Origin of the sequence: Stenotrophomonas sp. ZAC14D1_NAIMI4_1, from assembly GCF_003086775.1 — a bacterium.
Classification (GTDB): Bacteria; Pseudomonadota; Gammaproteobacteria; order Xanthomonadales; family Xanthomonadaceae; genus Stenotrophomonas.
On sequence record NZ_CP026001.1, the window covers coordinates 123,665 to 137,661 of the forward strand.

The 13,997-nt window shown below is 69.4% G+C and carries 10 protein-coding genes; 1 reads left to right on the top strand and 9 read right to left on the bottom strand.

What is annotated here, in order from left to right:
• Positions 1-4: 4 nt before the first annotated feature.
• Genes C1927_RS00510 through C1927_RS00550 form a run of 9 tightly spaced genes read right to left on the bottom strand, consistent with a single transcriptional unit; the run spans position 5 to position 12,351 of the window.
• Positions 5-1,813 (bottom strand): hypothetical protein, encoded by a 1,809-nt coding sequence (locus C1927_RS00510; RefSeq protein WP_108745639.1) that lies wholly within the window; start codon positions 1,811-1,813, stop codon positions 5-7.
• A complete protein-coding gene (locus C1927_RS00515) occupies positions 1,810-3,975 on the bottom strand; it encodes a hypothetical protein (protein WP_108745640.1) in 2,166 nt (721 codons plus the stop codon). The genes C1927_RS00510 and C1927_RS00515 overlap by 4 nt, the downstream gene beginning before the upstream one ends.
• Positions 3,972-5,090, bottom strand: coding sequence for a BatA domain-containing protein (locus tag C1927_RS00520; RefSeq protein ID WP_108745641.1), 1,119 nt, complete (start codon positions 5,088-5,090; stop codon positions 3,972-3,974). Before C1927_RS00520 ends, C1927_RS00515 begins: the two co-directional genes overlap by 4 nt.
• The gene (locus C1927_RS00525) at positions 5,087-5,983 is read right to left on the bottom strand and encodes a DUF58 domain-containing protein (RefSeq protein WP_108745642.1); all 897 of its coding nucleotides are present in this window, start codon (positions 5,981-5,983) and stop codon (positions 5,087-5,089) included. The genes C1927_RS00520 and C1927_RS00525 overlap by 4 nt, the downstream gene beginning before the upstream one ends.
• 7 nt (positions 5,984-5,990) lie before the next feature.
• A complete protein-coding gene (locus C1927_RS00530; RefSeq protein ID WP_108745643.1) occupies positions 5,991-6,974 on the bottom strand; it encodes a MoxR family ATPase in 984 nt (327 codons plus the stop codon).
• A 16-nt stretch (positions 6,975-6,990) separates the two neighbouring features.
• On the bottom strand, positions 6,991-7,698 hold the full coding sequence (locus C1927_RS00535) for a DUF4159 domain-containing protein (RefSeq protein ID WP_108745644.1): 708 nt from the start codon (positions 7,696-7,698) through the stop codon (positions 6,991-6,993).
• Complete coding sequence (locus tag C1927_RS00540) at positions 7,698-9,032, bottom strand: TldD/PmbA family protein (RefSeq protein ID WP_108745645.1); 1,335 nt, start codon at positions 9,030-9,032, stop codon at positions 7,698-7,700. Before C1927_RS00540 ends, C1927_RS00535 begins: the two co-directional genes overlap by 1 nt.
• A gap of 21 nt (positions 9,033-9,053) precedes the next feature.
• Positions 9,054-10,688, bottom strand: a complete 1,635-nt coding sequence (locus C1927_RS00545) for a TldD/PmbA family protein (RefSeq protein WP_079224631.1) — start codon at positions 10,686-10,688, stop codon at positions 9,054-9,056.
• A 31-nt stretch (positions 10,689-10,719) separates the two neighbouring features.
• Positions 10,720-12,351, bottom strand: coding sequence for a TldD/PmbA family protein (locus tag C1927_RS00550; protein ID WP_174208660.1), 1,632 nt, complete (start codon positions 12,349-12,351; stop codon positions 10,720-10,722).
• A gap of 1,010 nt (positions 12,352-13,361) precedes the next feature.
• Here C1927_RS00550 and C1927_RS00555 point away from each other — a divergent pair.
• A complete protein-coding gene (locus C1927_RS00555) occupies positions 13,362-13,976 on the top strand; it encodes a DUF938 domain-containing protein (protein WP_108745646.1) in 615 nt (204 codons plus the stop codon).
• The last annotated feature ends 21 nt before the right edge of the window (positions 13,977-13,997 follow it).

Consider the following 13,997-nt stretch of genomic DNA (forward strand, 5'->3'; position numbering starts at 1 on the left):
GGGCTCAGCGCCGCCGTTCCAGCCACCACAGCAGCGACACGCACAGCACGAACGCCAGCCACCACGGCCAGCGCGGGCCGGGCACCGGATGCATCGCCGCAGCACCCGCAGGCGTGGCCGTTGCCAGTGCCTGCGTGGTTGCATCGATCATCGCCTGGCGATGCAGCACCGCTGCCTCATTCGCGTCGAACACATAGCGCCAGACGGTCGCCTCGCCATGCTGCAGGCGTTGCCAACCTGCGGCGCGCGGCCACCAGCCGGCGCAGCGCAGCGACGCCGTCGCGCCATCAACCACCAGCGGCACGTCCGCGCCCTTCGCATCGAACGCCTGCAGCGGCGCCTGCACGCCGCACAGGGCCTGCCGCTCTCCTGCCCAGGCAATCGCCTGCGCTGACCACAGTGCATCCGCGCTGGCCTGCGCGCGTGCCAGCGTGGCGACCACACCGCTCCACAGTTCGCCGTGGCGATCATCGCGACCGGCCAGCACCCAGCGCCAACTGTCGGTGATCGGCAGCAGGCCGATGCGGCCCTTGCCGACGCTGCGCCAGCCACCGAGTGCCTTGCCTGCGCGGTCATGCAGCAGCGCGCTGCCATCGGTGGGTTGCAGTGCCAGCACCTCCAGCGTGGGCAGGGCGGCGCTGTGCGAGCTGCGGTCGGCCGCTTCGCCGTCGGCGCTGGGCAGGGTGGTCGAGCCCAGCGGGCCACGCCGTGCGGCAAGCATCGTGCTCTCACCATCGCCGGGCAGATCGGCCGCGTGGCTGCTGCCATCGCCCTGCACCGGCAGGCCGAGATCGCGCAGGCGGCGGCGCGCGCTGGCCGAGGGTGCACCGGCGCTGCGCACCAGCACACCAAGGCCATCGCGCAGTGCCTGGCGCACCGCGGCCAGCTGGCCCGCGCTCAAATTTGCCAGGCTGCGCTCATCCAGCAGCAGCAGATCGCTGCGCGCCAGCGCGGCCGCATCCAGCGGCACCGCGCCATCGCCCACGCTGAGGCCCGCGCCGGTGTCGGCCTGCACCTGCACGCGCAGGCCGGCATCGGTGGCCCAGCGGCGCAGGTATTTCAGTTCCGGCCCGGGCGCGCTGGCACGCACCAGCAGGCGCAGCGGTGCCGCCGCCAGCGTCTGCTGCGGCACCGGCACGCTGTCCAGCACGTGCGACTGCGCGTCGAGCAGGCGCAGATGGAACACGCTGCGGCCCGGCGCGCGGGCGATGCCACTGAGCTGCACGCGGCCATCGGCCGCCAGGTCCGCGCGATCAACCACGGTATCGGCCGGGTCCAACAGTTCGGCGCGGCCAGCGCTGATGCCGTGCGCCTGGGCATGCACCTCGAAGCGCGCACCGGGCGCTGCGTCGGCCGGCGGCTGCAGCGCAATCCAGCCGCGCGGCGCAGGCGGCGCCTGCCACTGCACGTGCGCCGGCAGCACGGTGTCGCGGTCACGCGCGGCCAGGCCGGCGCCGACCAGGGTCAGCGTGGAGGCCGGGTGCTGGCGCAGCGCCGTCGCCAGATCAGGTACGCGCTGGCCGCCCGGCACATCCGCCGCCTCCGGCAACAGCAGCAGGGGGCCATCACTGGCCGGCAATGCGCCGGCAGCGGCGGCGTCGGCAGTGAGCACGACCAGGCCGCCCGCAGGCTGCTGCTGGCTGGGTGGCTGCAGGCAGAAATACAGCAGCGCCGCAGCGATGGCCTGCACGCCCAGCCGAACCGCGCGGCGGCCGCGATGTGCAGTGGGCGCGCGCAGCTGCAGCACGCTGGCGATGACGACGATCGCCGCCAGGGCCACGGCCAGCCACAGGTTCAATGCGGGGGCGTTCATGGTTGTACCTCCAGCGCATCGAGGTAGCGCTGGCCCATCGCATCGGTGGCCGTGCGCCGCATCACCTGCGGCAGCGGCCGCTGCAGGGCGCGCCACAGCTGCGCGCGCAGGCGCTGGCGGCAGTCGCTGCAGTCCGGTTCGATGCGCAGCTGTTCGATGGCGGCGGCCAGATCGAGGGCGTCGGGCAGGAAGGCGGCGTTGCGCTGCTGCCAAGTCGCCAAAGCGTCCAGGTCGGGCGTGCCGTCACCGTCGCCCAGCCGCTGCCAGGCCTCGACGATGGCCGGGTCCGGCGCTGTGCGTGCGGCCAGCGGCAGCTCGCGGCTGGCCAGTCCCGTGCGGTCGCCGCCGAGGCGGCGGCCCTCGTCGATGGGCGGCAGTTCGGGGCCGACGCGGGCCAGGTAGATGCGCTCGGCCTGCTGCACCTGCTTGATGAACCCCAGCGCCTTGTAGGCGAACGGAAGCGCCTGCTCGGGCCGGCCCTGGCGCAGCTCGCCTTCGGCCGACCACATCTGGTCCAGCGCGGCCTTCAGCCTGGCGCGGGTCTGCGGGTCGAGCAGGGTGGCGGCCTCGGCGTGGTCGTGGGTGTGGCCGTACTCGGACAGCACGTCGGTGGCACTGCCGAACACCGGCGGCGTGCCGGCATTGCCGGCGGTGCCGCCGTGGTCGTGGCCATGCGCATCATGGCCATCGTCCTGCGCGTGCTGATGTTCGTCGTCGTGATCGTGCGAATCGGCTGCGGGCGTATCGCTGGTGGGCAGGTCGCTGGTCGGCGGCGGCTTTGGCGCGCCCTCGCTTTCTTCGCCCAGGAACTGGCCGTAGCGCAGGCGCAGGATGCGCTGGTCGACGCCGATCGCATCGCTGCGCTTGATGAAGTCATCGGCGGCCAGGCTGCGGCGTTGGCGGATCAGCGCTTCGGCGTCGATGATGATCTGCCGCTGGCTGCGGAAATACGCCGGCAGGGTCTTCTTGATACGGCCTTCCAGCTCGGCACCGAGCGCGACTTCGGTGGTCGGCAGGCGCAGGATCACGCTGCTGCTGCGCCCGGTCTGCGCGCTGGGGGCGTGGTTGTCGCGCACTTCCAGCTGGGCGATCACATCGTTGCCGGGCTGCGCGCCCAGCGCGGCCAGGTCGAGCGTGTGGGCGAAGCGTCGCGTGGTGGCTTCACCGCTGCCGGTGAGCGTGACGCTGCGCTGGACGAAGGTGATGTTCTCGCCGCTGCCCTGGGTGGTGGTGATCGACAGTTTTGCCTGCGCGGCCACGCCGTAGTCATCGCTGGCTTCGAAGCGCAGCGTCCATTGCCGCTGCCCGGGCGTGCCCAGCACCAGGCTGGCGGCCGGCTCCAGCACGCGCACGCTGGGCGCGCGGTCGGCCACCACATCCAGCCGGTACAGGCGGGTGCTGGCCAGCGCAGGCTCGCTCACCACGCGGTACAGCACCGGCGTGCGTGCCACGTCCTGCGCCTGCCATTGCCCATCGTGCTCGCGCAGCGGCAGCCGGCGACCATCGTGGAACTGCAGCCAGGCGCTGCTGGGCGCACGGTCGAACCGCAGTGACCACGACAACCGGCTGTCCGCGGCCACCTTGGCGTCCAGCGCGTTCTGGGTGCGGGTGGCCTGCCCGGTGTAGGCCGGTGCATCGATCTGCAGGCGGGTTGATTGCAGCTGCAGCGGGCCGGCGGGCGCAGCGGGAGCCGTTGCCATGGCACTGCCGCCTGCTGGCATGCCCGTGCTGCGCGGCCAGCCCAGTGCGAGCAGGGCGATGGCCAGACCGCCGGCCCAGCACAGCGCCAGTGCGGCGCGCGGCCAGCGCGGGCGCAGGTCCGGCATCGTGCGTTCCAGCGTGGCCAGCACATGCGCGCGCTGGCGCTGCTGCAACGGGTTGAGGCGGGCGACATTGACGAACAGCAGGTCGGCGCTGTCCTCGCTGCGGCCGCTGCCGTCGAGCTGGCGCTGCAGCCAGCGCGGGTCCATCTGCCGCGCCCGCGCCACCGCCACGCCCGCGCAGGCAAGCAGCGCCAGCGTGGCGACCACGCAGGCGGCATCGAAGCCGGCCAGCCGCAGGGCCAGCGCGGTGGCGGCCAGCGCCCACGGCAGCCCGAGCAGCAGGGTGATGCTGGCGCGGCGGCGTCGTGCGCGTTGCCAGGTGCGTTGCAGCGACGTCATGCCGGCCTCCGCGCGCGGCGGCTGGCCATTCCGCGTTCCAGCGCGAACAGCAGCACGATGGCCAGCAGCAGCCAAGGCGTGGGTTCACGCGGTGCGGCAGTGCTGGCGGGCAGGACTGCCTGCTGCGGTGCCTGGTCCTGCGCATCGGCCACGCGCGCGGGCGGCGGCGGTTGCAGGGCCATCAACAGCGACTGCGGCAAACGGGCATCACGCAGCGCGGCGTTGTGGGCGGCGTCCCACTCGCCGGGCAGCGACAGCAGGCGGCCCTGGCCGACGCGCTGCTGCCACAGCAGCGGCTCGCCCCCGGCGGTGCGCAGGCGCACGCTGGCGCCCTGCGCAGGTGCGGCCGCGGTGAGGACGCTGCCGCCGTCGCGCAGCCAGGCCTGCCAGGCAGGCGGCAATGCACCGGTACCGCTCCACACCGCAATCTCGCCGCGTGCGGGCAGCGCATCGGCAGGCAGCTCGGCGGGTTCAGGCTGGGTGCTCCACGCACGTTGCAGGGCGCTTATCCATTGCCGCGCGCTGGCCGGTGTTTCGGCATGCACGCGCAGGCGTGGCGGCGCCACTGTGGCCTGTGTGTTGGCGGGGGCCGCAGGGTGCGGCTGCCAGTGCACGGGTCGCGACAGCTGCAGCCGCGCACCATCCAGTCCCGGCAGCGGGTCGGGCACATGCGCGGTCAGTGCGGTGCCGGTGGGCAGCTGCGCGTCCAGCTCGCGCAGCAGGCTGGCCAGCGGCGCATCCACGCCGGGCGCCGGCTGGTCGACGGACGGGAAGCCGGGCGCCAGCCAATGCCAGTGGGCTGCTTCGCTGCTGCCGCGCAGTGCGCGGGCATCCAGGCCGGGCGCCACCACCGTCCACGCGCCGGGGGGCGGTGCGCTGCCGGTCAGCGCCGGGCGCGCCAGCAGCAGCGCCAGTGCAGCCAGCAACAGCAGGCGTACCAGCAGCAGCGGCCAATCATCGAAACGGATGCGCTGGCGCGGGCGGATCTGCGCGCGCAGCCAGCGCAGTGCGGCGAAATCCAGCGGCGTATACGGATGGCGCCGGGCCAGGTGGATCAGCAGTGGCAGCAGCCATGCGGCCAGCGCGGCCAGGCCCAGCGGGAACAGCAGGGTCATGCGCCGCCTCCGCGGCCGAACACCACCTGCAGTGGCTGGTCCAACGGCTGGTCGAGCCAACCGGTGGCGCTGGCGATGCCGCTGGCCTGCAGGCGCGACTGCAGGGCGCTGTGTGCGGCAGCGAAGCGTTGCAGGTAGTCGGCGCGGATCGCGGCGCCATCGCCCAGCAGTTCCTCGCCGGTTTCCGGATCGCGGAAGCGGTGGCCGGCATCGAACGGGAAATCACGCTCGTCGGCGCCCAGCACCTGCAGCAGCATCACCTCGCGGCGTGCGCTGGCCAGCTGTTCCAGCAGCACGATGCTGGCCTCATCAAAGCCATCACCGATGGCCAGCAGCAGATCGCCGGGGCGAACGCGTTCCCACAGCGGGCGCAGGCGGTCGGCTGCCGGCCAGCCACCGCGCGCCTGCAGGGCATGCAGCTGCAGGTGCACACGATCACGCTGGCGTGCGCCGTTGCCGGCCGGTACCAGTTGCAGGCCATCGCCGTTGACCGCCAGCAGGCCGAAGCGATCACCCTGCTGCAGGGCCAGTTCGACCACGCAGGCGGCGAGCCCGCGCATGTGGTCCAGGCGGGTGCGCTGCGGCGCCGCGCGGTCGGCCTGGCCGGCCGAGGCGGTGGCGTCCAGCAGCAGCCAGACGGTGATCGGGCTCTCGCGTTCGGACTCGCGCACGAAGAAGCGGTCCGAGCGGGCGTACAGCTTCCAGTCGATCTGGCGCAGTTCGTCACCCGGCTCGTAAGCGCGGTACTGCGCGAACTCCAGGCCGGCACCGCGGCTGCGGCTGGCGTGCTGGCCGATGCCGCGTGCGCCACTGGCCAGGCGCGGCCGCAGCCGCAGCGTGCGCAGGCGCGCGCGCAGTTCCGGTGGCAGGGTCAGCGGCGTGCCGGTGCTCACGTGTGCTTCAACCCGGGAACGGCACGGCCTGCAGCAGGGCGGCGACCACGTCGTCGGCCCGCTTCTGTTCGGCTTCGGCGGCGAAGGACAGCAGCAGGCGATGGCGCATCACCGGTGCAGCCAGTGCCTGCACGTCCTCGCGGGTGGCGGCGAAGCGGCCCTGCAGCAATGCGCGTGCCTTCGCCGCGAGCACCAGCGACTGCCCGGCGCGCGGGCCAGCGCCCCACTTCACCCATTGGTTGATGGCGGCCGGTGCGCCGTCGCCGGGACGGCTGGCGCGCACCAGTCGGGTGATCCAGGCCAGCACGTCGGGGCTGACATGCACCTGGCGCGCGGCGGCCTGCAGCGCGATCACCGCGTCGGCATCCATCACCTTCGGCACCGCCTCGGTGGCGCCGCCCGTGGTCTGCTCGATGATGCGGCGCTCTTCGTCTTCGCTCGGGTAATCCACCAGCACGTGCAGCAGGAAACGGTCCAGCTGCGCTTCCGGCAGCGGGTAGGTACCGGCCTGTTCGATCGGGTTCTGCGTGGCCAGCACGAAGAACGGCGCGGGCAGCTCGCGCGTGGTGCCTGCATGGCTGACCGTGCGTTCCTGCATCGCTTCCAGCAGCGCCGCCTGGGTCTTGGGCGGGGTGCGGTTGAGTTCGTCAGCCAGCAGCAGGTTCGTGAAGATCGGGCCCTGCTGGAAACGGAAATGGCGATGGCCGGTGCCGTGGTCTTCCTCCAGCAGCTCGGTGCCAAGGATGTCGCTGGGCATCAGGTCGGGAGTGAACTGCACGCGCCGGAACTGCAGCTCCAGCGCCTGCCCGAGCGAGCGCACCAGCAGGGTCTTGCCGAGGCCAGGCGCACCTTCCAGCAGGCAGTGGCCGCCGGCCAGCAGGCCGATCAGCAGCTGCTCGACCACCGTGTGCTGGCCGACCACCGCACGCGCGAGCGCCGCGCGCAGCTCATCCAGCCGCGGCAACAGGGAATCGAGGTCGGGGGTGGTCATGGTCGTGCAGGTCCTGTCAGTTGTTCAGCGCGTACATCACGATGTTGACGCCGAAGCGGGTGTTGTCTTCGGCAAGGAAACGCTTGTTGCGCCAGTCGTAGTCCCACTCGCAGCCGTAGTCCTTGTTGCTGTAGAGCAGGCCCAGGCGGCCATCGACCTCGATGCCTTTCAGGTAGTCATGCACCAGGTCGTCGCCCCAGCCGTTGAGCTCGAAGCCGGTGGCGGGCGGGCCATCGGGAAAGCGGAAGAAGCTGCGGTACAGCGCGTGGCTGTTGGGCAGCTTCTGCAATGCCTTCGGCCCGAACAGGCGGCCCATCTGCGCCTCGAACGAGGTGGCGAACAGGCCATCGATATCGTGGTTGCAGTCGTCGACGAAGACGAAGCCGCCATTGCGCACGTAACGCACGAAGTTCTGCCGCTCGGCGGCGTTGAACTCCACCAGCGTGTGCCCGGCCAGGTAGCAGAATGGCGCTTCCAGCATGCGCGGATCGGCCAGTGCCACCACGTGTTCCTGCGGGTCCACGCGCAGCGAGGTGTAGTCGATCAGCGAGGTGATCAGGTTGGACGGCATGCGCGCATCCACGTCCCAATCGCCGGAGTCGTACTGCAGGCGGGTGAACCAGAAGTCGTAGCGCGAACTGCGCGGGCCTGCCTGCGCGAAGGCGGGCAGCGCCGCCGCCGAAGCGGCAGCGGCCAGCCAGCGCAGGCAGGCCCGGCGATCCATCAGACCGCGTCGGACAGCGAGGTGAAGGTGAAATCGCGCAGCTTCATCGGCGGGATCATCATCACGAAGCTGGATTCATCACCGGCCACGCGCACCGGCCGGCCCAGTTCCTCGATGTTGTTGAGCATGATCACCGGCGATTCGTTGAAGCGGAAGTTCTTCACCGGGTGCTTGATCTGGCCGTTCTCGATGTAGAAGGTGCCATCGCGGGTGAGGCCGGTCAGCAGCACGGTCTGCGGGTCGACCATGCGGATGTACCAGGTGCGGGTGACCAGGATGCCCTTCTGGGTGCCGCGCACCAGGTCGGCCGTGCTCTTGTCGCCGCCGCTCATCAGCAGGTTGCCCGGCGTGGCCTTGGCGGTCTTGCCCTGCTTCTGCGCCCAGAAGCGCGAGTAGTCCAGGTTGGCGATCTTTCCGTTCTCGATGATGGCCATGCGCTCGCGCGGCATGCCTTCGCCATCCCACGGCAGCACCGGTGCCTCGGCATGCCACGGGTCGGCATACATGCTCACGCGCGGGTCGTAGACCTGCTCGCCCAGCTTGTTGCCGCCCCCCTTCTTCGACAGGAAGCTGCGGCCTTCATCGGCCGAGCGCGCGCTGAAGAAGTTCATCATGAAGCTGATCAGGCCCGCAGCCGCCGCCGGCTCCAGGATCACCGTGTACTTGCCCGGTTCCAGCGCCTTGGCTTCAGCCGATTCGGTGGCCTTGCGCATGGCGATGCGGATGTCCTGGTCGGCCTTGAAGTCCGCCGCATCCTTCAGGTTGCGGCCGACCCAGCCCGAGCCGCGGCCATCTTCGGTACGCACGGTGCACGTGTAGTCGAAGCTGGTGGTGCGCTGGTAGGCGAAGTTGCCGTTGCTGTTGGCGGTGGCCTGGAATCCCTGGCCATCTTCGAGGAAACCGGCAGCGATCAGGCCGTTGCCCCGGCACGGCGCGATGGAATCGGCGGCGACCTTGGCGCGGAACGCCGGATCAATCGCGGCGGTGGATTCGCTGAAGGTCGGGCTGGGACGGTAGCTCTGCTTGCCGATGGCCGGCATGAACTCCGGGTTCTCCGGGGCCAGGCGGGCCAGGTCTTCGGCACGGCGCACCACGCGTTCCAGCGCGGCATCGTCGAACTCGTTGATCGAGGCGGTGCCCACGCGCTTGCCGAAGGCCACGGTGACGGCCAGCTCGGTGTTGTCGACGATGCCGCTGGTGGAGACGTTGTTCAGCGCGAAACGGATGTTGCCGCTGATGGAACCGGCCAGCACGGCGGTGCACTCATCGGCCTTGGACAGGGCGATGACCTTGTCGAGGATGGCCTTGGCCTGGGCTTCGGTGAAGATACTCATGGTGTAAGGGCTCCTGACCGGTCAGCCGAGGCTGCGTGCGGTGTTGATGACGTTGATGCCGTTGAAGCGCGCGGTGGACGAACCGTGCGAGACCGCCGAGACCTGGCCCGGCTGGCCCTTGCCGTCGAAGAACGAACCGCCCAGGCGGTAGTCGCGTTCGTCGGCCACGGCGGTGCAGGCGTTCCAGAACTCCGGCGTGCGGATCTGGTAGGCCACGTCCTCCAGCATGCGGGTGATCTGGCCGTTCTTGATCTCGTAGAACAGCTGGCCACCGAACTGCGCGTTGTAGCGCTGCTGGTCGATGGAGAACGAACCGTCGCCGATGATGTAGATGCCGTTCTCGACGTCCTTGATCATGTCCGGAACGCTGAGCGGGGTCTTGCCCGGCGCCATCGATACGTTGGCCATGCGCTGGAACTGCACGCTGGACCAGGAATCGGCGTAGCAGCAGCCATCGGACTCGGTCTTGCCGAGGATGTGGGCCTGGTCGCGGATGGTCTGGTAATCCACCAGCTTGCCGTTGCTGATCAGGTCCCAGCGCTTGCACTTGACGCCTTCATCGTCGTACGCGACCGCGCCGAGGCTGCCCGGCTGGGTCTTGTCGGCGAAGATGTTGACGTGCTCGCTGCCGTACTGGAAGTGCTGTTCGCGCTTGTCCAGCGTGGCGAAGCTGGTGCCGGCGTAGTTGGCTTCGTAGCCGAGCACGCGGTCCAGTTCCAGCGGGTGGCCGATCGATTCGTGGATGGTCAGCCAGGTGTGCGACGGATCGAGGACCAGGTCGTACTTGCCCGGCTTCACCGACGGTGCCTTCAGCTTCTCCTGTGCCTGCTTCGCCGCAGCGATGGCATCTTCCTTCATGTCGTAGGACGAGCCGTAGTTCACCACGCCATTGGGGGTGAGCACCTTGCCGGCGGCGGCGCCGTCCAGGTACTCATAGCCCAGGCCCATCGGCGCGGACAGCCCTTCGCGGGTGCGGAACTTGCCGCTGGCCTTGTCGATCGCGGTAACCGTCATCGGCGCCCAGATGCGGTGCACGTCCTGGTCGATGTAGGAGCCATCGGTGGAGGCGAAGTACTTCTGCTCGTTGACCAGGAACAGCATCGAATTGACGAAGCTGGCACCGGCGCCCATCGCGGCGGCGTTGACGTCCAGCAGCAGGTCGACCTTTTCCTTGATCGGCACGTCCATGGCGTTCTTGCGGATCGGCGTGCGCCAGCTCACTTCGCCCACGCCCGGTGCCTTGGCCAGCTGCACCGGCGCGGTCTGCACGCCGGCGTTGGCCTTGGCAATCGCAGCGGCCTGCTGCGCGGCACGGGCCACGTCGGCGGTGCCCAGCGCATTGGTGGCGGCGAAGCCCCAGGCGCCGTTGACGATCACGCGGATGCCGACGCCGGTCGACTCCGTGTTCACCACGTTCTGCACCTTGTCCTCGCGGGTGATGACGAACTGCCGCAGGTAGCGGCCGATGCGCACATCGCAGTAGGTGGCGCCGGCGCTGCGTGCCGCCTGCAGCGCCGCATCGGCCAGGCGCTTCTTCAGCCCCAGGTCGAGGCTGGACTGCAGCTGCTCGGCGGCGATGGCCTTGCCGAAGAACGACGGCACGATCAGGCCGCCCGCGGTAAGCCCGGTCAGGGCGAGGAAGTCACGTCTCTGCAAGGCAGCTCTCCACGTCGAAGGATGGGACGACTCAGGCGCCGAGACTGCGCGCGGTGTTGATGATGTTGATGCCGTTGAAGCGGGTGGTGGACGACCCGTGCGAGACCGCCGATACCTGCGCGGGCTGGCCCTTGCCGTCGAAGAAGGAACCGCCGAGGCGGAAATCACGCTGGTCGCAGATCGCGGTACAGGCGTTCCAGAACTCCGGCGTGCGGATCTGGTAGGCCGCGTCCTCGACCATGCCGGCGATCTTCCCGTCCTTGATCTGGTAGTACAGCTGGCCGCCGAACTGCGCGTTGTAGCGCTGCTGGTCGATGGAATAGGAGCCGCGGCCGTGGATCCAGATGCCGTTCTCCACGTCCTTGATCATGTCGTCCACGCTCAGCGGCGCCTTGCCCGGCGCCAGCGAGACATTGGCCATGCGCTGGAACTGCACGCTGGACCAGGAATCGGCATAGCTGCAGCCATGCGAGGCGTCGCGGCCAAGGATGTGGGCCTCATCGCGGGTAGCCTGGTAATCGACCAGCACGCCATCGCGCACCAGGTCCCAGCGCTGGGTCTTCACCCCTTCATCGTCGTAGCCGACCGCACCAAGGCTGCCCGGCTGGGTCTTGTCGGCGAAGAAAGTGACGAGGTCGCTGCCCCAGCGGAAGCCGGCATCGCGCTTGTCCAGCGTGGCGAAGCTGGTGCCGGCGTAGTTGGCTTCGTAGCCGAGCACGCGGTCCAGCTCCAGCGGGTGGCCGACGTTCTCGTGGATGGTCAGGAACAGGTTGGACGGGTCCAGCACCAGGTCGTACTTGCCGGGCTTCACCGAGGGCGCCTTCAGCTTCTCGCGCGCATGGCGGGCGGCGGCGATGGCGTCCTCCACCGGATCATAGGAATCGCGGTAGGCGGTGATGCCGCCGGGCAGCTGCACCTTGCCGCGCGCATCGCCGTCGAGGAACTCATAGCCCATGCCCATCGGCGAGGACAGCCCGGCACGGGTGCGGAACTTGCCGCTGGCCTTGTCGATGGCGGTGGCGGTGAACGGCAGCCAGATGCGGTGGATGTCCTGGTCGATGAAGGAGCCGTCGCTGGAGGCGAAGTACTTCTGTTCGTTGACCAGGAACAGGGTGGAATTGATGAAGTCGGCGCCGGCATCGAGCGCGGCGCTGTTGAGCGCCAGCAGCAGTTCGATCTTGTCCTGGATCGGCACTTCCATGGCATTTTTGCGTACCGGTGTCTGCCAGCGCACCTCGCCGACCGGCGGCGTCGGTGCCAGCTGCACCGGCCGGGTCTGGATGCCGGCATTGGCGCGGGCGATGGCCGTGGCCTGCTCGACCGCGCCGCGCACGCCCGCCTCGGTCTGCTGGTGGGTGGCGGCGAAGCCCCAGGCGCCGTTGACGATGACCCGCACGCCCACGCCGGACGACTCGCGGTTGGTCACGTTGCCGACCTGGTGTTCGCGGGTGATGACCGACTGGTTGAGGTAGCGGCCGATGCGCACGTCGCAGTAGCTGGCCTTGGCAGTGCGTGCGGCCGCGAGGGCGACCTCGGCCAGCCGCCGGCGCTGCGCGGTATCCACGGGCGCAAGCAGCTGCTCGGCCGCGATCAGCCGCGAATGCGGCAGCACCAGGCCCGCCAGGCCCAGACCGGAATAAGCCAGGAACTCACGTCGTTGCACAGCGTCTCTCTCTCTTCTTACAACCGTGCGGAGGGCAAAGGACCGCTCCGATCACGTCAACTGCTCGACTTTCGCCAGCGCGGGGCAATCGGGCAAGTGACTGCAGTCATGGTAGGGGAGGGTTTCGGCAGGGCTTGCAGCCCTGCACCTGCTCAATGCAACGGCAACGGCCAAAGCAAGAGCGGCATTCCGTGGGATGGCGGGGCGGTGTGGGTGGGCAGGACACGCCGTAAACCCGTCCATGGGGGCTCGATGGCGCCATCCATGGCGCCAACGGTCCTGCCCACCCACACCACCCCACCTCTGACAGTTGGCCGCTGCTGTTGGTGCCAGCTGCTTTTGGTGGGTGCCGACCGTTGGTCGGCACATCTGTCAGATATCGAATGAATTCATCCCCGCATGGCGTGGATCTACTGGAACGCGGCTGTTGGTGGGTGTCGACCGTTGGTCGGCACATCTGTCAGATATCGAATGAATTCATCCACGCATGGCGTGGATCTACTGGAACGCGCGGCTGTTGGTAGGTGCCGACCGTTGGTCGGCACATCTGTCGGATATCGAATGAATTCATCCACGCATGGCGTGGACCTACTGGAACGCGCGGCCGTTGGTGGGTGCCGACCGTTGGTCGGCACATCTGTCGGATATCGAATGAATTCATCCACGCATGGCGTGGATCTACTGGAACTCGCGGCTGTTGGTGGGAGCCGACCGTTGGTCGGCACCCACCAAAGCAGAACACTGTTCCGGCAGATCGCGGAAGTCTGTCGAAGGCGGGGTGGGTCCGGTTGAGGGGGCGTGAGCGCCATGGATGGCGCGACCGAGCCTACATGGACGTATTTACGGCGTCCCCCTCAACCGGACCCACCCCGCCAACCCACGGAAAGCCCGCTTTTGACGTTGACGTTGACGTTGACGTTGCCCTGGCTTGAAGCAGGTGCAGGGCTGCAAGCCCTGCCCAGAACACCCCCCTCGTGCACAATGGGCCGACCCCGCCTGGACGTTCCCCGATGTCGAGCAAGCCGTATTCAGAAGCCTGCGAACGCAACCGCGAACCCATCGCGGCGGCGCTCGACCCGTGGATGGGCGACCGGCATCGGGTGCTGGAGATCGGCAGTGGCACCGGCCAGCACGCGGCCTTCTTCGCCGAGCGCTGGCCGTGGCTGCGCTGGCAGCCCAGCGACCACCCGGATCATCTGCCCGGTATCGAAGCCTGGCGCGCCGAGGCCGCGCTGCTCAATCTGCTGCCGCCGGTGCCGCTGCAGGTGGAACTGCCGCCCGCAGCGGGCCTGGCGCTGCCCGCAGGCAGCACGTTCGATGCGGCGTTCAGTGCCAATACCCTGCACATCATGGGCTGGCAGCACGTGCAGGCATTGTTCGCCGCGCTGCCGCCGCTGCTGCGCCATGGTGCGCTGCTGGCGGTCTACGGGCCCTTCAACTACGGCGGCACCTACACTAGCGACAGCAACGCGCAGTTCGATGCCTGGCTGAAGGCGCGCGACCCGCGCAGCGGCATCCGCGACAGCGAAGCGGTGCAGGCGCTGGCCGAGGACAACGGCTTCACCCGCCTGCGCGACGTGGCGATGCCGGCCAACAACCGCCTGCTGCTGTGGCGGCTGGGCTGAACCACCGGTAATGCCGGCCGC